At 38.3% G+C, this 18,529-nt stretch carries 22 protein-coding genes and 1 tRNA gene; 19 read left to right on the forward strand and 4 right to left on the reverse strand.

What is annotated here, in order from left to right; genetic code table 11:
* Positions 1-11: 11 nt before the first annotated feature.
* A complete protein-coding gene (locus K6I41_RS04670) occupies positions 12-1,019 on the reverse strand; it encodes a sulfate ABC transporter substrate-binding protein (RefSeq protein ID WP_005307495.1) in 1,008 nt (335 codons plus the stop codon).
* A 263-nt stretch (positions 1,020-1,282) separates the two neighbouring features.
* Here K6I41_RS04670 and pabC point away from each other — a divergent pair, with 263 nt between their 5' ends.
* From pabC to K6I41_RS04690, 4 genes are all read left to right on the forward strand, one after another.
* Complete coding sequence (gene pabC / locus K6I41_RS04675; RefSeq protein WP_250375292.1) at positions 1,283-2,095, forward strand: aminodeoxychorismate lyase; 813 nt, start codon at positions 1,283-1,285, stop codon at positions 2,093-2,095.
* A gap of 1 nt (position 2,096) precedes the next feature.
* Complete coding sequence (gene mltG / locus K6I41_RS04680) at positions 2,097-3,167, forward strand: endolytic transglycosylase MltG (RefSeq protein WP_005307490.1); 1,071 nt, start codon at positions 2,097-2,099, stop codon at positions 3,165-3,167.
* 9 nt (positions 3,168-3,176) lie between these two features.
* Positions 3,177-3,776 (forward strand): dTMP kinase, encoded by a 600-nt coding sequence (gene tmk, locus K6I41_RS04685; protein WP_250375293.1) that lies wholly within the window; start codon positions 3,177-3,179, stop codon positions 3,774-3,776.
* A gap of 137 nt (positions 3,777-3,913) precedes the next feature.
* Positions 3,914-4,330 carry a PaaI family thioesterase gene (locus tag K6I41_RS04690; protein ID WP_151767153.1) on the forward strand — a complete coding sequence of 139 codons (417 nt, stop codon included), beginning with the start codon at positions 3,914-3,916 and terminating at the stop codon, positions 4,328-4,330.
* A 55-nt stretch (positions 4,331-4,385) separates the two neighbouring features.
* Here the strand turns inward: K6I41_RS04690 and nadB are convergent, their stop codons facing one another.
* Entirely contained in the window at positions 4,386-6,029 is a 1,644-nt protein-coding gene (gene nadB / locus K6I41_RS04695) for an L-aspartate oxidase (protein ID WP_013197095.1), read from the reverse strand.
* Between the two features lie 230 nt (positions 6,030-6,259).
* Here nadB and K6I41_RS04700 point away from each other — a divergent pair, with 230 nt between their 5' ends.
* The 12 genes from K6I41_RS04700 to K6I41_RS04755 all read left to right on the forward strand — a co-directional run bounded on the left by K6I41_RS04700 (position 6,260) and on the right by K6I41_RS04755 (position 16,569).
* On the forward strand, positions 6,260-7,636 hold the full coding sequence (locus K6I41_RS04700) for a Do family serine endopeptidase (protein WP_192455023.1): 1,377 nt from the start codon (positions 6,260-6,262) through the stop codon (positions 7,634-7,636).
* Positions 7,637-7,760: 124 nt separating this feature from the next.
* On the forward strand, positions 7,761-8,213 hold the full coding sequence (locus tag K6I41_RS04705) for an acyl-CoA thioesterase (protein WP_192455022.1): 453 nt from the start codon (positions 7,761-7,763) through the stop codon (positions 8,211-8,213).
* Positions 8,214-8,387: 174 nt separating this feature from the next.
* Positions 8,388-10,205 carry a translation elongation factor 4 gene (gene lepA / locus K6I41_RS04710; RefSeq protein WP_013197096.1) on the forward strand — a complete coding sequence of 606 codons (1,818 nt, stop codon included), beginning with the start codon at positions 8,388-8,390 and terminating at the stop codon, positions 10,203-10,205.
* Between the two features lie 76 nt (positions 10,206-10,281).
* A complete protein-coding gene (gene lepB / locus K6I41_RS04715; protein ID WP_004790734.1) occupies positions 10,282-11,109 on the forward strand; it encodes a signal peptidase I in 828 nt (275 codons plus the stop codon).
* Positions 11,110-11,133: 24 nt separating this feature from the next.
* Positions 11,134-11,508: a DUF4845 domain-containing protein gene (locus K6I41_RS04720; RefSeq protein ID WP_005307477.1), complete on the forward strand. Its 375-nt coding sequence runs from the start codon at positions 11,134-11,136 to the stop codon at positions 11,506-11,508.
* Positions 11,480-12,172: a ribonuclease III gene (rnc, locus tag K6I41_RS04725; RefSeq protein ID WP_004790741.1), complete on the forward strand. Its 693-nt coding sequence runs from the start codon at positions 11,480-11,482 to the stop codon at positions 12,170-12,172. The genes K6I41_RS04720 and rnc overlap by 29 nt, the downstream gene beginning before the upstream one ends.
* An 11-nt stretch (positions 12,173-12,183) precedes the next feature.
* Positions 12,184-13,206, forward strand: a complete 1,023-nt coding sequence (gene era, locus K6I41_RS04730) for a GTPase Era (protein ID WP_250375754.1) — start codon at positions 12,184-12,186, stop codon at positions 13,204-13,206.
* A gap of 17 nt (positions 13,207-13,223) precedes the next feature.
* On the forward strand, positions 13,224-13,427 hold the full coding sequence (locus K6I41_RS04735) for an NF038104 family lipoprotein (protein WP_004790744.1): 204 nt from the start codon (positions 13,224-13,226) through the stop codon (positions 13,425-13,427).
* Positions 13,428-13,436: 9 nt separating this feature from the next.
* Positions 13,437-14,153, forward strand: a complete 717-nt coding sequence (recO, locus tag K6I41_RS04740; protein ID WP_250375294.1) for a DNA repair protein RecO — start codon at positions 13,437-13,439, stop codon at positions 14,151-14,153.
* Between the two features lie 9 nt (positions 14,154-14,162).
* Complete coding sequence (gene pdxJ, locus K6I41_RS04745; RefSeq protein WP_250375295.1) at positions 14,163-14,888, forward strand: pyridoxine 5'-phosphate synthase; 726 nt, start codon at positions 14,163-14,165, stop codon at positions 14,886-14,888.
* 6 nt (positions 14,889-14,894) lie between these two features.
* Positions 14,895-15,539: a MiaE family protein gene (locus K6I41_RS04750; protein WP_250375296.1), complete on the forward strand. Its 645-nt coding sequence runs from the start codon at positions 14,895-14,897 to the stop codon at positions 15,537-15,539.
* A 271-nt stretch (positions 15,540-15,810) separates the two neighbouring features.
* Positions 15,811-16,569 (forward strand): SDR family oxidoreductase, encoded by a 759-nt coding sequence (locus K6I41_RS04755; RefSeq protein WP_192833945.1) that lies wholly within the window; start codon positions 15,811-15,813, stop codon positions 16,567-16,569.
* A 169-nt stretch (positions 16,570-16,738) separates the two neighbouring features.
* Here the strand turns inward: K6I41_RS04755 and K6I41_RS04760 are convergent.
* Positions 16,739-16,814: transfer RNA gene (locus K6I41_RS04760), tRNA-Asn, on the reverse strand.
* A gap of 46 nt (positions 16,815-16,860) precedes the next feature.
* Between K6I41_RS04760 and K6I41_RS04765 the strand changes: the two genes are divergently transcribed.
* Both K6I41_RS04765 and K6I41_RS04770 read left to right on the forward strand, forming a co-directional pair.
* Positions 16,861-17,007 (forward strand): hypothetical protein, encoded by a 147-nt coding sequence (locus K6I41_RS04765; RefSeq protein ID WP_081399273.1) that lies wholly within the window; start codon positions 16,861-16,863, stop codon positions 17,005-17,007.
* Positions 17,008-17,048: 41 nt separating this feature from the next.
* Positions 17,049-17,480: a hypothetical protein gene (locus tag K6I41_RS04770; protein ID WP_250375297.1), complete on the forward strand. Its 432-nt coding sequence runs from the start codon at positions 17,049-17,051 to the stop codon at positions 17,478-17,480.
* A 15-nt stretch (positions 17,481-17,495) separates the two neighbouring features.
* Here K6I41_RS04770 and K6I41_RS04775 read toward each other — a convergent pair whose 3' ends face one another.
* Positions 17,496-17,933 (reverse strand): PaaI family thioesterase, encoded by a 438-nt coding sequence (locus K6I41_RS04775; protein ID WP_250375298.1) that lies wholly within the window; start codon positions 17,931-17,933, stop codon positions 17,496-17,498.
* Positions 17,934-18,112: 179 nt separating this feature from the next.
* Here K6I41_RS04775 and K6I41_RS04780 point away from each other — a divergent pair, with 179 nt between their 5' ends.
* Positions 18,113-18,520: a GFA family protein gene (locus tag K6I41_RS04780; protein WP_250375299.1), complete on the forward strand. Its 408-nt coding sequence runs from the start codon at positions 18,113-18,115 to the stop codon at positions 18,518-18,520.
* The last annotated feature ends 9 nt before the right edge of the window (positions 18,521-18,529 follow it).

The raw sequence follows: 18,529 nt of genomic DNA on the forward strand, positions 1-18,529 counted from the left end.
AGTACAAAGAATTACTTCTCTGTACTATTGATTTTCACGATTTGATCGAAAACACCACCATTGTCGAAGTGTTTCTTTTGTACTTTCGTCCAACCACCAAACTCTTTATCGATAGTTACAAGTTTCAATGGCTTAAATACGTTGCTGTATTTCTTAAGAACGGCTGCGTTGCGTGGACGGTAGAAGTTACGTGCTGCAATTTCTTGGCCGGCTGGCGAATACAAGTAGTTGAGGTAACCCTTAGCAATCGTTAAGTTGCCTTTTTTCGCAGCATTTTTCTCAACAACAGCAACTGGAGGTTCAGCTAAAATCGAAAGAGATGGGGTAATAATTTCAAATTTGCCCGGCTGTTCACGAGTAGCTAAATATGCTTCGTTTTCCCAAGCGAGTAACACATCACCAATACCACGTTCAGCAAAAGTTGTGGTTGCACCGCGTGCACCTGAATCTAGAACTTTAGTGTGTTTATAAATTTGGCGAACATACTCTTGTGCTTTAGCATCGTTACCGCCTGGTTGATGTTTTGCCCAAGCCCAAGCTGCAAGATAATTCCAACGAGCACCACCTGAAGTTTTCGGGTTTGGCGTAATAATTTCTACACCTGGTTTGATTAAATCACCCCAGTCTTTGATTTGTTTTGGATTACCTTTACGCACTAAAAACACAATTGTTGAAGTGTATGGGGTAGAGTTCTGCGGTAACTTTTTCTGCCAGTCAGCTGGAAGTAATTTTGCTTTTTCCGCAATTTCATCGATATCTGCCGCAAGTGCTAATGTCACTACATCTGCATTTAAGCCATCAATCACTGCACGCGCCTGCTTACCAGAACCGCCATGTGATTGTTTGAACTCAATATCTTGACCAGTACGTTGTTTCCAGTAAGTACCGAACTGTTTATTGAAATCTGTATATAACTCACGAGTAGGATCGTAAGAGACGTTTAAAAATTCTTGCGCTGCAAATGATGAAACAGACAGAAGTGCAGCGATAACCCCGACTTTTAATTGTGAAAAACGCATGAGATAAGTCCTCAAAAAATATGAAATGTTCAAAACATGAACGCAGAATAGCGCTAGTCTTTATTCTAAAAAAATAATAAAAAACGAATTTAATATGAAAAAAATAGAAATAGTAAAAATAGATAAGTTATTCTTAAATCTTGATATAGAACAAGTTTCAAAAGTAGATACGAAATCGGTATAATTTTTTAAAATCAGTCATTTAATATTTAAATGAAAGGTGTTGTATTGTCGGGTCGTTTTAAGCATAGGATGGGTTAAACATGTGGTGTTTTAAAAATGGGCAACCTATTGAAACCATTCCTTTACTGGATCGAGCATTTCATTATGGAGATGGATGCTTTACCACAATCCGTGTTTTTCAAAATCAGATTGAACTTAAAGAAAGGCATTGGGATCGACTAAAACTTGCATGTCAAAAACTGTCTTTAACTGCGGATTTTGAACTCATAGAACAGAGCTTAGAGCAATTACAAAAGCAAAATCTTGTACTCAACGGCACTTTAAAAATTGTGATTAGTCGTGGTGAAGGCGACCGTGGTTATAGCTTACCAAAGCATGACGCCGATATTTATATTTGGTTTTATCCGAAAGCTTTAGAACCATTTCAACCAGACTTTATACAGTGTGGTGTTTTAAATCAGGCTTTAGGTTTAACCATGCCGAGCTTGGTCGGGCTTAAATCTTTAAACCGTCTTGAACAAGTGTTGCTAAAAAAAGAAGCAGATCAACTAGGGTGGGCTGAAGCATTAGTTACTGATGTACAAGGTTATATTGTTGAAGGGGTCAGCAGTAATTGTTTTATTCGCTTAAATGATAGATGGATTACTCCGGAACTTCGTTATAATGGCGTCCACGGTGTAATGCGGGCAGAAATTCTGGCGCGTATGCAGCACCATGGTATTGCCTGTGAAGTACGTGTAATTGAGTTAGATGAAGTATCTGAAATACAAAGTCTATTCTTTTGTAATGCTTTAAACCCTATGCGAGTAGTCACTCATTTAGGTGAGAAAACGCTAGAAACACAGGCATGCATAGATTTATTTCATATCCTTAACTTAAATCAGATTCATTAATATGCCGAAGCCACCTGTGAATGCGAAAGCAAAAAACGCCAAGAAAAATAACAAAAAACAAGCTCCAAAATTTTCTAAGCGATTGGTTCTAATTGGCCTGTTTATTGTCTTAATTTCTACTTTTGCCATTTTATGGTCGAGTCTATTTAAAGCTTATCCTATTGAAGGCAAAAAACAGATGTTATCTATTACATCTGGTGAAACCTATTCTGGTTTTATTGATCGTTTGGCGAAAGAAGGCAAAATTAGCTTTCCTGTGGTATTGAAGCTTTATCAGAAGTTTATGATTCATGACAGCATGAAAGCTGGTGTGTATGAAATTGAACAGGGAATGAGTGTAAGAGAAGTATTAGAAATGCTATCTGATGCAGATAATGCTCAGATGAACCGTGTCTTGGTCATTGAAGGTACAACTTTTAAACAGCTTATTACTGCACTCAAAAATGATAAAAATGTAAAAAATACAATATTAGATTTACCAGATGATCAGCTGATGAAGGCGCTTGGGATTCCTTATGGGCATCCTGAAGGTTTGTTCGCACCTAATACTTATTTCTTTGCCAAAGGTGAAACAGATAAGAAAATTCTGACCGATTTATACCACCGTCAAATGAAAGCTCTAGATGCAGCTTGGGCAAATCGTGCGCCGAATTTACCTTATAAAGATAAATATGAAGCATTAATTATGGCTTCTATTGTTGAGAAAGAAACAAGTTTAGACAGTGAACTTACACAAGTTTCAGGCGTTTTTGTTCGCCGTTTAAAAATTGGTATGCGTCTACAAACGGATCCAACTGTTATTTACGGTATGGGGAATAACTATAAAGGCAATATTACTCGAGAAGACCTCCGTACCCCAACAGCATATAATACTTATACTATTAATGGCTTACCGCCAACGCCAATTGCTTTGCCAAGCCAAAAAGCAATTGAAGCTGCATTGCATCCAGATGATTCAAATAACATCTATTTTGTAGCGACTGGTAATGGTGGGCATAAATTTACGGCAAGCTTGCAAGCGCATAATCAAGCGGTGCAAGAGTACTTATCCGTGTTGAGATCGAAGAAATAAGGAAAAGAGATGTTTATTAGCTTTGAAGGTACGGAAGGGGTGGGTAAAACTACACTCATTCGAAAAATTCATCAGTATTTTGAAGAGCAAGGTAAACAAGTTGTTTTAACTCGTGAACCGGGTGGTACGCCGTTAGCAGAACAAATACGTTCAATGCTTTTGGCAGTGAATCATGATGAAAATATGAGTCACGATACTGAACTACTTTTAATTTATGCTGCACGTGCTCAACACTTACAGCAGATTATTTTGCCAGCTCTAGAGTCTAATAAAATTGTATTAAGTGATCGTTTTACCGATGCAAGCTTTGCTTACCAATGTTCTGGTCGTGGTTTAAGCCAAGATAAATTACAGCTTTTAAATCAGAACTTTGTTTCACGCATGCCAGAAGTAACGTTCTGGTTAGATGCACCGATTGAACTCGGGATGAACCGTGCACGTGAACGTGGAGTTTTAGATCGTTTTGAACAAGAAAAGTTAAGTTTCTTTACTAAGGTTCGTGAAGGTTATGAAACCTTGTGGAAAGCTGAACCTGAACGTATTAAGCGAATAGATGCAACCCAAAGTCCTGATCAGGTGTTCGAACAGGCATTGCAATATTTAGGATAAGCAATTGGATGAGCCACTCTTATAGACTATGGGAGTGGTGAAAAATGACGTTAATTCTGATTTAAAACGTCATAGAAAATATCTGCTATTTTCTTATGCTATCTTACATATGATTTATAGATTGAAGAATAACAAGGATGAAAAGCTCAAAAGAAGAAATCGTGGCATTTCTTGAAAAGGAATTTCCACCAAGTCTTGAACATTGCACGATTGAATCAGTCACGCCTAAAGCTGCTGTCGTTCATTATCATGTCGATCAAAGGCATCAACGGCCCGGTGGTACCATATCTGGTCCAACCATGATGACTTTGGCAGACTTTGCTTTATATATTGCAATATTAGGTGAAATCGGAATTATTGGTTTAGCTGTGACGACCAATTTTAATATTAATTTTCTAAGAAAACCCGCAGGTGATCAAGACTTACGTAGTGAATGTAAACTCATGAAAGTCGGAAAGAGCTTGGTCGTGGGTGAGGTCTGGATTTATTCAGTAGGGTTAGAAGAACCCGTTGCACATGTGACCGCAACTTATTCAATTCCACCTAGATCATAAATATTAAAGCAAATAAAAAGCACAGTCTGAACTGTGCTTTTTTTAGAAGAACAGCTTAAATATCAGTATTAACCAATGGCTGTTCAACTGCAAAATTTGGCGGTGTTAGAACTGTTTTACGAATCTCACTCGAAGTTTCTGGATAATCAAGCGTGTAATGTAGACCACGTGATTCTTTACGTTGCATAGCACAGCGCACAATCATCTCAGATACTAAAACAAGGTTACGCAACTCAATTAAATTTTTGCTGACACGGTAGTCTTGATAATACTCAGTGATTTCACGCTTTAACATTTCAATACGGTGCAAAGCACGTTCTAAACGTTTTGTAGTTCTTACAATACCAACATAGTTCCACATGGTCGAACGTAACTCATCCCAGTTTTGTAAAATCACTACATCTTCATCAGGGTTGGTTACTTGTGAGTCATCCCAAGTTGGTACTTCAGGTAATTTGAAGTTTTCATCAAATTTATTTTCGATATCTTTTGCTGCACTCATGCCGTAAACGAAGCACTCAAGTAATGAGTTACTTGCCATACGGTTTGCGCCATGTAAACCGGTATAAGACGTTTCACCAATCGCATATAGACCTTCGATATCCGTCTGGCTATTTGAGTCAACTACGACACCACCACATGTATAGTGCGCTGCTGGCACCACTGGAATCATGTCTTTGGTAATGTCGATACCTAACTCAAGCAATCGTGCATAAAGTGTAGGGAAGTGCTCTTTGATAAACTCTGGTGATTTGTGTGTAATGTCTAACCACACGTGACGAATACCGAGGCGTTTAATTTCATGGTCAATGGTACGTGCCACAATATCGCGAGGAGCCAGTTCTGCACGATCGTCAAAACGTAGCATAAAACGCTCGCCATCAGGTAAGCGCAAATAAGCACCTTCACCGCGCATGGCTTCAGTAATTAAAAATGAGCGAGCTTGAGGGTGATACAGACAAGTTGGGTGGAATTGGTTAAATTCCATATTGGCTACACGGCAACCTGCACGGAAGGCCATTGCAATACCATCACCTGTAGCAATATCTGGATTAGATGTGTACAGATAAGCTTTCATCGCACCGCCGCAAGCAAGTGCGGTGAATGGTGCAAGGAAAGTATGAACTTTTTCTGTATTTTCATCTAAGGCATACAAACCAATAGCGCGATTTGCTTGATCTGTATGACCTAATTTATGCGATGTAATTAAATCAATCGCAATATAATTTTCAAAAATAGTAATATTTTTACGTTCTTTGGCACGTTCAACCAAGGTGGTTGAAATGGCTTTACCTGTTGCATCAGCAGAATGGATAATGCGTCGCTGTGAATGGCCACCTTCGCGTGTTAAATGAAGTTGTTCATCTTCATCTAAAGTAAATTGCACGCCTTGCTTTAAAAGAAAGTCAACAGAAGGGCGACCGCCTTCTACGGTATGTTGTACCGCATCCATTTCACATAAATGAGCACCTGCAATCATAGTGTCATTAATGTGCTGTTGAATAGAGTCAGTCTCATCAAGAACAGCAGCAACACCACCTTGAGCATAGAAGGTACTTGCTTCGGTTAAAGCAGCTTTGGCTAAAACTGCAATATTAAAATGATTTGGTAACGATAAAGCCAGACTTAAACCAGCACCGCCGCTGCCCACAATAATCACGTCAAAGTGGTGAATTGTCTGTAAATTAGGCATGTCCATTCGCAACAATCTAAAACGTCCGCTAATGACACCCCTTTTTATCTAAAAAGGCAAGAGCTTAAGCGCTCTAACTCAGAGAAAAATTGCAATTGGCTTAAAAAGTTGCAATGCGTAAAATAATGAATGTAAGGATGCCTTACAAATAAACATATTGTTACGCACAACCCCAAAGCGTTGTGATACAACAGTTTTATTCTTATTCTCGTAGACCAATTGTGGGTGAGCACCGAATGAAAACTCGCTATTTACAACAAGGAATGTATGCAGCGGTATTTACAGTTGCTGCTGTTCAGGCAAATGCTGCTGTTGATTTTTCAAACCTCGTTGAACAAGTTAGTCCAGCAGTGGTGAGTGTAAACGTCGTAAAAAAAATGACTCAGGATGAACTATTGCAGCAGCAAGTCCCTGAAATTTTGAAACGTTTCTTTGGAAATCAGGTCATCATTCCACAGCAACAGGGTCCACAAGAAAAAACTGCATACGGTAGTGCATTCTTTATTAGTAAAGATGGTTACCTACTTACCAACCACCATGTGATTGAAAATGCCTCACGCATTAGTATTACTTTAAATGACCGCCGTGAAATTGATGCAACTGTGGTTGGGAGTGATGAGCGTACAGACGTTGCATTGTTAAAGGTGACTGGAAATAGTTATCCAGCTTTACGCGTAGGAAATGTTGACCGTTTGCGAGTGGGAGAGCCAGTTTTAGCAATTGGTTCGCCTTTTGGTTTTGACTACTCTGCATCGGCAGGTATTGTGAGTGCTAAATCACGAAATATGAGTGGTGAAACTTCGGTACCATTTATTCAAACTGACGTTGCGCTAAACCCAGGTAACTCTGGTGGTCCACTATTTAACCAAAATGGTGAAGTAGTCGGGGTAAACTCTCGAATATTTAGTGGTACTGGCGGCTATATGGGCTTGTCTTTTTCTATCCCGATTGACGTAGCGATGGATGTAGCCGAACAGCTTAAAACTAAAGGTAAGGTAACACGCTCTTATCTTGGTGTGATGATGCAAGACATTGACCGCAACCTTGCCGATGCTTACAAGTTACCAAAACCTGAAGGTGCTTTAATTACTCAAATTTCTCCGAACTCACCTGCACAAAAAGCAGGCTTGCGAGCTGGTGACGTGATTTTGAAATACAACGGTAATCCGGTATCGCGCACGAGTGAATTACTATATGCATTAAACAAAGTACAGCCGAATCAAACTGTCCAGTTTGAAGTATTACGTGATGACAAAACCCGTAATATTTCAGCAACTTTAACGACTGCTCCAGATGAAACGCCTGCCACAGGTGCACAAAGTATCGTATCTAAAGGACCAGTTTTAGGAATGAGCATTCGTGATTTAGCTGAGCCAGAAAAAAGTGCTTTGAGTGTAAAAGGTGGTATCTATGTACAAGATGTTCGCCGTGGTGGCCTAGCATCATTGTCAAATATCATTCCGGGTGATGTGATTGTTCAAGTCAACAATAACCAGATTTTAAATAGTCAGGATTTTGCAAAAGTCGTTTCTAACTTGCAAAAAAATACGGTAGCGCGTGTTGCAATTATTCGTCAGGGACAACGCGCAATGCTTGGTTTACGTATTCAGTAAACTTAAAAAAGAAACAATGAACCACCCTAAACATGGGTGGTTTTTTGTTATTTATCTTGAGCGTATAGTGATATCTACCTACACTTATTTCAGTTTAAAAGTTAATAAATAAGAGTGAACATTTGTGAGTAGTATTTTTGATTTACATATTCAGGTGCAGCCACACCATATTGATGCGTTAGGACATGTGAATAATGTGATGTATGTACAGTGGATGCAAGATGTAGCTGGTGCTCATGTTGAAACATTAGGAGTCGGGGTAACTAAATATCTTGAACTAAAACATGCAATGGTCGCGGTTGAGCATCATGTGCAATATCGTAAAGCTGCATTTGAAGGCGAACAAATTGTATTACGTACATGGTTAGATGATATCAATGCTCTTTATTCGTTTCGCCAATATGTATTTTTCCGCCCATCAGATCAGGCCGTATTATTTGTCGGAAATACTAAATGGGCATGCATTGAAATTGCTACAGGACGTCCAAAACGAATGTCTCCAACTTTTACCCATGCATACAAGCCGCTTGATTCAAGCATAAACCCTTATGATTTTACTATTTCGTATGCTCAATAACCTGAAGTAGTAGCCTCACTTTGATTGTCATTTTTAAAACATAAGTACAAAGCTCATGATTATTTTGGATACTTTAAAATATCCATCTGTTATAATCTCACGCAATTTATTTAACTGCTTTGGCTGTGTATTAAAACAAGCTACATAGCACTCTATATTTTCTCAAGGTAACCCATGGCGCAAGCTAAAAAATCCGTCGATATCAAAAATATACGAAATTTCTCGATTATTGCCCACATTGACCATGGTAAGTCTACATTGGCTGACCGTTTTATTCAGATGTGTGGTGGTCTACAAGATCGTGAAATGCAAGCTCAAGTCTTGGACTCAATGGAGCTTGAGCGCGAACGTGGGATTACCATTAAAGCCGCTTCAGTCACGCTATATTATACTCATCCTAATGGTCAAGAATATCAACTTAACTTTATTGATACTCCTGGACACGTAGACTTCTCGTATGAAGTTTCTCGTTCATTAGCTGCATGTGAAGGTGCGCTATTAGTTGTAGATGCTGCACAAGGTGTAGAAGCACAATCAGTTGCAAACTGTTATACCGCGATTGAACAAGGTCTCGAAGTTCTTCCTATTTTAAATAAAATTGATTTACCACAGGCTGAACCTGAACGTGTAATTCATGAAATTGAAGAAATTATCGGAATTGAAGCAACTGATGCACCAACCTGTTCAGCAAAAACTGGTTTGGGTGTTGAAGGTGTTTTAGAGCGTTTAGTCGATGTTATTCCAGCGCCTGAAGGCGATCGTGATGCTCCATTACAAGCATTAATTATCGATTCATGGTTTGATAACTACCTAGGTGTAGTTTCTCTTGTCCGTATTAAACAAGGTCGTATCCGTAAGGGCGACAAAATGTTGGTTAAATCGACAGGTCAAACTCATCCGGTAACTTCAGTGGGTGTATTTAATCCGAAGCATACGGAAACAGATATCCTTGAAGCTGGTGAAGTAGGTTTTGTAATTGCGGGTATTAAAGATATTTTTGGTGCGCCAGTAGGTGACACGATTACGCTTGCATCTACCCCTGATGTTACGATTTTACCGGGTTTCAAAAAAGTTAAACCACAGGTTTATGCTGGTCTTTTCCCGATTGATGCGAGTGATTTTGAGCCATTCCGTGAAGCGCTACAAAAATTACAAATTAACGACTCGGCTTTATTCTTTGAACCAGAAAGTTCTGATGCATTAGGTTTCGGTTTTCGCTGTGGCTTCTTAGGGATGCTACATATGGAGATTGTACAAGAGCGTTTAGAGCGTGAGTACGATCTTGATCTCATCAGTTCTGCGCCTACCGTAATTTATGAAGCATTAACCAAGAAGGGCGAAACGATTTATATCGACAGTCCATCAAAAATGCCAGATGGATCTACTGTAGAAGATTTGCGTGAACCAATTGCTGAATGTCATATCCTTGTTCCTCAAGAATACTTAGGGAACGTAATGACGCTATGTATCGAACGTCGTGGTGTACAAAAAGATATGAAATTCTTGGGTAACCAAGTTTCTATTACTTTTGAAATCCCGATGGCTGAAGTCGTTATGGATTTCTTTGACAGGTTAAAGTCATGCTCTCGTGGCTTTGCATCTTTAGACTATAACTTTGTACGTTTTGAAAGTTCAGCTTTAGTTAAGGTTGATGTGCTAATTAATAGCGAAAAGGTTGATGCCTTGGCTATGATTTGTCACCGTAATGATGCACGCCATCGTGGTATTGCATTGGTTGAGAAAATGAAAGACTTGATTCCTCGCCAAATGTTCGATGTTGCTATTCAGGCAGCAATCGGTGCGCAAATTATTGCCCGTTCTACTGTAAAAGCGATGCGTAAAAACGTATTGGCAAAATGTTATGGTGGTGACGTTTCGCGTAAGAAAAAACTACTTTCTAAACAAAAAGAAGGTAAGAAACGTATGAAACAAGTGGGAAGTGTTGAAATTCCACAAGAAGCGTTCTTGGCTGTATTGAAAGTAGAAAGATAAGAAATGAAGGTCGGGGGGAGTAAGACATTACTTTCCCCTACTTTAAGACAAGCAGCTAGGCTGCGAGTGAGGTCGTGTGGATTTTGATTTTAATTTAATTCTTGTTCCAGTTACGCTGATTCTATTTGCAGTGTGGTTGTTAGATAAACTTGTATTTAAACAGCGTGCAAATAAAGGGCGCGGGAACGAAAATTTTGTCATTACATGGGCTTATGACTTTTGGCCAGTTTTAGCTGTAGTACTTGTACTTCGTTCATTCCTTTACGAACCATTTAATATTCCATCAGACTCTATGGTACCTACTTTAGAAACTGGTGATTTTATTCTGGTTAATAAATTTGATTATGGTGTGCGTTTACCTATCGTTAATAAGAAAATTATTGATGTGGGAGAACCAAAGCGTGGTGATGTGATTGTATTCCGTTATCCACCTCAACCTACCATTAGTTATATTAAACGTGTAATCGGTTTGCCAGGCGATCATCTTGTTTATGATCATGGACAATTGATTATTAACGGACAAAAAGTACCGAAAGTATTAACACAGTTTAGCCGTGAAAAAGATGTATTAGATACACCAACGTCTATTTATCATAAAGAGACGATTGGTACGCACACTTTTACAATGCGTGAACTTGAAGGCGTAAATGTGGCGCGTCAAGCACCGTTTATCAACTATGTTGAAAATGGTAAATATGCAAACCAAGACGGTTTATATTGGGAAGTAACTGTTCCAAAAGGACATTACTTTGCAATGGGGGATAACCGTGATCAAAGTGCAGACAGTCGTTTCTGGGGCTTCGTTCCTGAAGAAAATTTAACAGGACGAGCATTTTATGTCTGGATGCATAAAGAACCGGGGTTACATCTTCCTAACTTTGGCCGAAATGGAAAAATAGATTAAAAACAACCATTAGGAAAAAAAGAAATGCGTAAGGCACAACAAGGTACTTCGTATTTAGCAATTTTATTTGGGGTGGTTATATTTGCGGTTGCAGTAAAAGCTGTACTTGCAGTTTGGCCAGCATATTGGGATGATCGATTGATTAATAATCAAATAGAAGAGCTTTTACAAGAAAGCTCTTCTGACATCACCCCACAGAAGTTTATGACACAAATGGATCAGCGTCTGGAAATGAACAATATTCGTGATCTTCATTTTAAAGAGATTGCGCAAGTGTTTAATGAGTCTGGTCTAAAAGTCCAAAAGAAATATGAGGTAAGAAAACCCTTCTTATCAAATATTGATTTAGTTTTAACATTTGAGAAGAGTTTTGATAAAACATCAGTTCAAACTAAGTGATCCTCGCTTATTGAGTCGAATCGGATATCAATTCAAGCAGCTTGAATTGTTACAGTTGGCTTTGACTCATCGTTCGGTGAGTCATAAATACAATTACGAGCGCTTAGAGTTTTTAGGCGATTCATTATTAGGCATGATTATTGCCAATTATCTATATCATGCCTATCCAAATGAAAACGAAGGTCGCCTAACGCGTATGCGAGCGACTTTAGTGCGTCAGGAAGCTTTAGGTAAGATTGCAACCGATTTGCAACTTAGTCGGTGTTTAATATTAAGTACGGGTGAATTGAAATCTGGTGGTCATCATCGTGAGTCAATATTGGCTGACACGGTAGAAGCCATTATTGGTGCAATTTATATTGATAGTGGTGATCTCAACTTACTTACAGATATTGTGCTAAAATGGTATGTACCGTATTTAGACCATATTGAGCCTACGGATCAACTTAAAGACCCTAAATCACGTTTACAAGAGTATCTACAAGCACGTAAAAAACCTCTCCCTGTTTACGAGGTTGTAGATATTCAGGGTGATGCACCTCACCAGCACTTTAAAGTTGAATGTTTGATAGATGGCTTATCAAAGATTCATGGTGAGGGTTCAAGTCGTCGTTTTGCCGAGCAGGCAGCAGCGGCGGAAATTTTAAAGTTATTGGAGCAATAACCTGCATGTCGATGCATTCTGATCAAATCAATCCAGATTCAAATGAGAACCAAGATCCTAATAATCTGATTGATCAATTTTTTAGTTCCAAAGGCGTAACAATTCCTTCGGATTTTAAGAGCGGATTTGTGGCGATTGTGGGACGTCCAAATGTGGGTAAATCTACCCTCATGAACCATTTGTTAGGTCAAAAGCTTTCTATTACTTCGCGTAAACCTCAAACAACACGTCATAAAATTATTGGTATTGATTCGCGTGAAAAAATGCAGGCGGTATATGTAGATACCCCGGGTATGCATAAAAAAGAAGTGCGTGCTATTAATAAAATGATGAACCGTGCAGCTCACTCTGCATTGCGCGACGTTAATTTGGTCTTATTTGTTATTGATGCTTATAAGTGGACGCAAAATGACGACTTAGTGCTTGAAAAACTCAAGAATGCTGAAATGCCTGTTATTTTGGTGATTAACAAAGCTGATACTTTTGAAGATAAAAGAGATATTCTGCCTTTGATTCAAGAGCGCGCTAAGCTTATGAATTTTGCCGAGATCGTTCCTGTATCTGCATTACGCGGAGCAAATCTGGAACACTTGAGCGAAACGATTGAGAAGTATCTTCCTTACCAAGCGCCTTTGTATTCATTTGATCAGATTACTGACCGTTCTGAGCGCTTTTTAGCTAGCGAAATTATTCGTGAAAAAATCATGCGTCAGTTAGGTGAAGAATTACCTTATGATTTAACAGTACAAATTGAATCTTTCAGAACGGAAGAAGAGACTGTTAATGAAAAAACTGGTCGTTTAAAGCCAGCTTGTACTTATATTGATGCAACGATTTTTGTAGATCGTGCAGGCCAAAAAGCGATTGTGATTGGTGAAAAAGGTGCCAAGCTTAAAACAATCGGTATGGATGCTCGTAAAGACATGGAAAAAATGTTTGAGCAAAAGATCATGCTTACCTTATGGGTTAAAGTTAAAGGTGGCTGGTCTGACGATGAGCGTGCTTTAAAAAGCTTAGGGTATAGTGATATCTAAAGGATAAGGATGCTGGTATGAAAACAATTACATCATTGGTCGCTATAATTGGATGTACATTGATGTTACAAGGTTGTGTATATAAGCTTGTAACCGTACCAGTAGGTATCGCCTATAAAACTACAAAAGGTGTTGTTAAAGGTACAGCGGCTGTTGTAGGGGCGGTAATTCCTGACGGTGATGATGAGGATGACAAAAAAGAAAAAGAATCTGAGGAATAGTTTCTTTTTATGATGCGCAATGAAATCCTCCATGGATATATGATTCATCACCGTAAATACCGTGAAAAAAGTCATATTGTGCATCTTTTTACTCAGGAGTATGGGCGAGTCGATGGTATTTTAAGACAGACTCCGCCCCCTCAATATCAGCCTATTCGCTTGCAAGCCACGGGTAAAAGTGAGCTGAAAAACTTTACAAAGCTTGAAATCTTAAATCAGCCTGTTTTCTTTTTTGGGGATGCTTTTTTTGCCGGATTTTATTTAAATGAAGTTGTTCTTAGACTTTGTCCCTTAGAAGAGACAATGCCACAAACGTTTGAGCAATATCAGTTAACGTTACTTCAATTACAAGAATTATCTTCCCACGAAAATCCTGACCTTTTTCTTCGGCAGATTTTACGCCAGTTCGAGCATATTTTACTTCCTGAACTTGGATACGCACTTGATTTCTCAGTCGATACCCAACAACAGCCGATTCAGGCTCATCAGTTTTATCAATTTCAAGTGACAGAAGGTTTCGCTCCTGTTGTGCAGGCGAGTCGTTCTTCTTTGTCAGGGAAAGCGATTTTGTCTATGTTGGATTATGAGCAAGGGCAGGATTTTTCTCTCGAACAATTGCAATTATTAGGTAAACTATACCGTCAAATGATTACATCGCTTTTAGGTGATCGTCCCCTAAAAAGTCGACAATTGTGGATTCAAAACACTCAAACTAATCGTAATTAGGATTTATTTATGGCTGCATTGCTTGGTGTAAACATAGACCATGTTGCTACTTTGAGACAGGCGCGCGGTACTACTTACCCAGATCCTGTAGAAGCTGCTCTTATTTGTGAACAAGCTGGTGCAGAGGGCATTACTTTGCATTTGCGTGAAGACCGTCGCCATATTCAAGATGATGACGTACGCCGCATGCGTCCATTATTAAAAACACGTATGAATCTTGAGTTAGCTGTTACTGATGAAATGGTCGAGTTTGCGAAAGAAATTCAGCCACAGCATGTTTGTTTTGTTCCTGAAAGACGCCAAGAAGTAACTACCGAAGGTGGTTTAGATGTAGTAGGTAACTTTGAAAAAGTTAAAGCTGCAACTCAGACTTTAGCTGCTATTGGCTGCGACGTATCATTATTTATTGATGCCGATTTAGCTCAAATTGATGCAGCAGTTGCATGTGGTGCACCTACTATTGAGTTACATACGGGTGCATATGCAGATGCGGCAACAGAGCAAGGTCAACAAGCTGAGCTAGCGCGTATTATCAAAGGTGTTGAATACGCAGCTTCAAAAGGTTTGGTTGTAAATGCTGGTCATGGCCTTAACCTTAAGAATATTGCTCCAATTGCTGCTATCTCACAAATTCATGAGTTAAACATTGGGCACTCAATTATTGCAGATAGTGTTTTTGTGGGTCTAGTTCAAGCTGTTAAAGATATGAAAGCAGCAATTCAGGTGGCGGGTTAATTGGTTATGTCGAGTATCAATTACGATGAATTAATGCAACCTGTTTTAGCTTTTTTAGGCTGTCAAACACCAAAAGCATGGTTAGATGAGGCAATCAATAATCTAGATATTTTGATGCAAGATCATGCTAATTGTGAAAAAAAAGCAGCTAGTACTGCAATGAACTTAATGTTTCGTTATAGCTTCTTCCCTGATTTGCAAGTAAAGCTTGCGCAGCTGGTACGGGAAGAAATGCTTCATTATGAACAAGTGCTTGAGCTTATGGCTAAGCGTGGTCAGAAATGGGATGGCTTAAGTGCAGGGCGCTATGCTGGTGGGTTGCGTAAAGAGATTCGTACTTATGAGCCAGAGGCTTTAATTGATGTACTTGTGGTAGGTGCTTTTGTTGAGGCGCGCTCATGTGAACGCTTTCATGCTCTTGCCCCACGTGTAGATGATGAGTTAGGACGCTATTATCGCTATTTGCTTAAGTCGGAGTCTCGTCATTTTGAAGACTACTTGGCACTTGCACTTGATGTTGCAAAAACTGCAAAAATGAAAAATCCTAAAGAGGATATTCAGCAGCGCATTGATCATATTCGTGAGGTTGAAAAGAATCTGATTTTAATGCCTGATGATACCTTCCGTTTTCATAGCGGCGTGCCTGCATAATATTAGAAGTTTTGAATAAAAAAGTTTACCGTGAAAGGTAAACTTTTTTATTAAGTAAGCTTTATTCCTCCGGTGGTCGGCATGTTCTGCTTTTAGTTTTTTTATGCATATAATTATTTAATAAATATATTTTTTATAAATTTTAATTTCTCTTAAAATTTTTTAAAAAACTTTTATTTTTTAAAGTAATAACGAATATTATGTAAATATAAAGATAGTTTTGTTCATAATCGGTTCAACTAAATTAGTCGAATATTTTAAGGATATAAGAATGTTAGCATTAGTTACAGGTGCCTCTGCGGGCTTTGGTTATAGTATTTCAAAAAAACTGATTGAATTAGGCTACAAAGTTATTGGCTGTGGAAGACGGGCAGAAAAATTAAAAGAATTACAGCAAGAACTTGGTGAAAAGTTTTATCCCTTAGTATTTGACATGACAGATACCGTAGAAAATATAAATAAAGCCTTGGTTGACTTACCAGCCGAATTTCAAATCAGTGAAATTGATTTATTGGTTAATAATGCTGGATTGGCCTTAGGGTTAGAGTCAGCAGATAAATCAGATTTAGATGATTGGTACACTATGATTGATACCAATGTTAAGGGGCTTATTACTGTTACCCGACTAATTTTACCAAGCATGGTAAAGAAAAAGTCTGGCTTAATTATCAATATGGGGTCAATTGCAGGTACATACCCATATCCGGGTGGTAATGTTTACGGTGCCACCAAAGCATTCGTGGAGCAATTTAGTTTAAACCTTCGAGCTGATCTATCAGGTACTGGCATTCGAGTCACTAACATTGAGCCAGGGCTTTGTGGGGGTACAGAGTTTTCTTTGGTACGTTTTAAAGGTGACCAAGAAAAAGTGAACAGTCTTTATGATAAAAAGAATCCAATCTTGCCGGAAGATATTGCCAATACGGTAGCTTGGGTTGCCTCACAACCTCCGCACATTAATATTAATCGTATTGAAATGATGCCGACCACTCAGTCTTTTAATCCTTTAAAAGTAGTTGAAATGGAATAAGGATTTAAGAAAGGAATATCTTTTTCAAACTTAGATTGGATCATTAAGCCAAGTAAATGGTTTAACCATGAAAATTAAATCCTCTATATTGATAGGGGATTTTTTTATAGCTATTAATAAAATTATGGCAAAAAAAAGCCCGCTTTAATGCTGCGGGCTTTTTAGTATTTGGCTCTCCCACCTGGGCTCGAACCAGGGACCTGCGGATTAACAGTCCGTCGCTCTACCGACTGAGCTATGGGAGAATCTGCATGCGATTATAAGGAGATTTTGAGAAGGGTCAAGTCTAAATTGTCATGTTTACTTCATTTTTGTGTTGTATGCTTTTTATTTGATCAGTTGGGTGCTGTGTTAAGAAATTACTTGCACTTTAAAAAGTCAATTGCTAGATTCAAGAAAGAACAAGCGTTTGGAGAAATCCAAACAGTGTGGATTTAAACCAACTTGCCAGCACTAAAATGGCTAAATCGGAGATAAGTATGAAAACGCTTACGATCGCTTCTATTTTTTCTAATTTTGATTTTTATCAACAAAATTATCTTAATGTCTTAACTCAATCAGAATCTTATTACACACTTGTAGAAGATGCATGGATTGATGCTTATCCTTTCAAAAAACAGAATTTATATTTAGGCGATTTACTGCAACTTTGGTTTAGTTCTAAATGGAATGTGCATAATTCACTTAAAATTTTAAAAAGCTCGAAATTATTAAACTCCTCTAAATCTCTCTATATTTTTCAATTAGAAGGGGAGTTGTTGTTGGGTAAAAATAAAGTGTTAGCTTGGTCTACTGAGCATCAAGAAATTATAGAACTTCAACTTAAAAATATTTGGGCACCTTATGTGATTGCGCAAACTTGTGAACGTCCAAATAATCAAGATTACTCAATAAAAAAGGCAGCGGTTTAAGGCTGCCTTTAATCATTAGGGACGAATAATCATGCAGGTTGCTGTTGCATAGGCATACAGTTTACCTTCCTCATCAATAATCTTTCCTTCGGAAATACCTAAATTTTTACTTAAATTAATGACTTTTCCTGTCGCAATTAAAGGATGGTTCTTTGGAATGGGGCGGCACATTTTCACGTTAAGGTCGATTGTGCCATAGCCTACACCCGCAGGTAACATCGTATGTACTGCACAGCCAGTCACCGAATCTAGGACTGTTGCAGCAAAACCACCATGCACGCCACCGAGTGGATTTAGATGGTTATAATCCGCTTGGGCTTTGAAAGTAACAGATCCTTCTGAGATTTCAGTAGGCTGCATAGGTATAGTTTTGCTAATACTTGCAGGAGGAATATGGCCTTCTATCATGGCTTGTAAAAATTCAAGGCCAGTCATTTCCATCGGATTTTTCATTTTTTGAGTCCTTTAATTCTTTAAGTTCTAAAATAGAACTTGATGTTAAATTAGGCGTTAAAATACATATTGTCAAGTACAAGAAATATACGTCACTTTATAGTTTATGAACTTGTAAATTTTGGTTGAGCAGAATATTTTATAACTCTAAAAATATAAACTTCTTATGGAAAATAATAATGAACGGTCAGTGTTTATGTGGTGAAACAACTTTTGAAGTTGAATTAAAAAATCATGATGTACATGCTTGCCATTGCTCGATGTGTCGTAGACAAACCAGTGGTGTCATTATGACAATTGATGTGGTCAAAGGTAGTTTAAAGTTTATTCAGCAAAAGCATCTTAGTGTATTTAACTCTTCTGACTGGGGAGAACGAGGTTTTTGTAATGCTTGTGGTACAACAATTTTTTGGAGAACGAAAGATCAAAGCTATTGCAACATCAATGCATTTTCTTTAAATGAGCCAGTAGAAGACTTGAATTTGAATATGGAAATTTTTATTGATTCAAAACCTGATTTTTATACTTTTCAAAATGATACAAAGAAATTGACTGAGGCTCAGGTCGCTGCGTTATTTAACCTATAATAATTTTAA

The organism is Acinetobacter sp. AS23, assembly GCF_023612055.1.
In the GTDB taxonomy this organism is placed as follows: domain Bacteria; phylum Pseudomonadota; class Gammaproteobacteria; order Pseudomonadales; family Moraxellaceae; genus Acinetobacter; species Acinetobacter oleivorans.

Bases quoted from the DNA above. Each gene is read 5' to 3' on its own strand.
- K6I41_RS04670 (WP_005307495.1), bottom strand. From the start codon at position 1,019: ATGCGTTTTTCACAATTAAAAGTCGGGGTTATCGCTGCACTTCTGTCT.
- pabC (WP_250375292.1), top strand. From the start codon at position 1,283: ATGTGGTGTTTTAAAAATGGGCAACCTATTGAAACCATTCCTTTACTG.
- mltG (WP_005307490.1), top strand. From the start codon at position 2,097: ATGCCGAAGCCACCTGTGAATGCGAAAGCAAAAAACGCCAAGAAAAAT.
- tmk (WP_250375293.1), top strand. From the start codon at position 3,177: ATGTTTATTAGCTTTGAAGGTACGGAAGGGGTGGGTAAAACTACACTC.
- K6I41_RS04690 (WP_151767153.1), top strand. From the start codon at position 3,914: ATGAAAAGCTCAAAAGAAGAAATCGTGGCATTTCTTGAAAAGGAATTT.
- nadB (WP_013197095.1), bottom strand. From the start codon at position 6,029: ATGGACATGCCTAATTTACAGACAATTCACCACTTTGACGTGATTATT.
- K6I41_RS04700 (WP_192455023.1), top strand. From the start codon at position 6,260: ATGAAAACTCGCTATTTACAACAAGGAATGTATGCAGCGGTATTTACA.
- lepA (WP_013197096.1), top strand. From the start codon at position 8,388: ATGGCGCAAGCTAAAAAATCCGTCGATATCAAAAATATACGAAATTTC.
- K6I41_RS04720 (WP_005307477.1), top strand. From the start codon at position 11,134: ATGCGTAAGGCACAACAAGGTACTTCGTATTTAGCAATTTTATTTGGG.
- era (WP_250375754.1), top strand. From the start codon at position 12,184: ATGCATTCTGATCAAATCAATCCAGATTCAAATGAGAACCAAGATCCT.
- K6I41_RS04735 (WP_004790744.1), top strand. From the start codon at position 13,224: ATGAAAACAATTACATCATTGGTCGCTATAATTGGATGTACATTGATG.
- recO (WP_250375294.1), top strand. From the start codon at position 13,437: ATGATGCGCAATGAAATCCTCCATGGATATATGATTCATCACCGTAAA.
- pdxJ (WP_250375295.1), top strand. From the start codon at position 14,163: ATGGCTGCATTGCTTGGTGTAAACATAGACCATGTTGCTACTTTGAGA.
- K6I41_RS04750 (WP_250375296.1), top strand. From the start codon at position 14,895: ATGTCGAGTATCAATTACGATGAATTAATGCAACCTGTTTTAGCTTTT.
- K6I41_RS04755 (WP_192833945.1), top strand. From the start codon at position 15,811: ATGTTAGCATTAGTTACAGGTGCCTCTGCGGGCTTTGGTTATAGTATT.
- K6I41_RS04770 (WP_250375297.1), top strand. From the start codon at position 17,049: ATGAAAACGCTTACGATCGCTTCTATTTTTTCTAATTTTGATTTTTAT.
- K6I41_RS04775 (WP_250375298.1), bottom strand. From the start codon at position 17,933: ATGAAAAATCCGATGGAAATGACTGGCCTTGAATTTTTACAAGCCATG.
- K6I41_RS04780 (WP_250375299.1), top strand. From the start codon at position 18,113: ATGAACGGTCAGTGTTTATGTGGTGAAACAACTTTTGAAGTTGAATTA.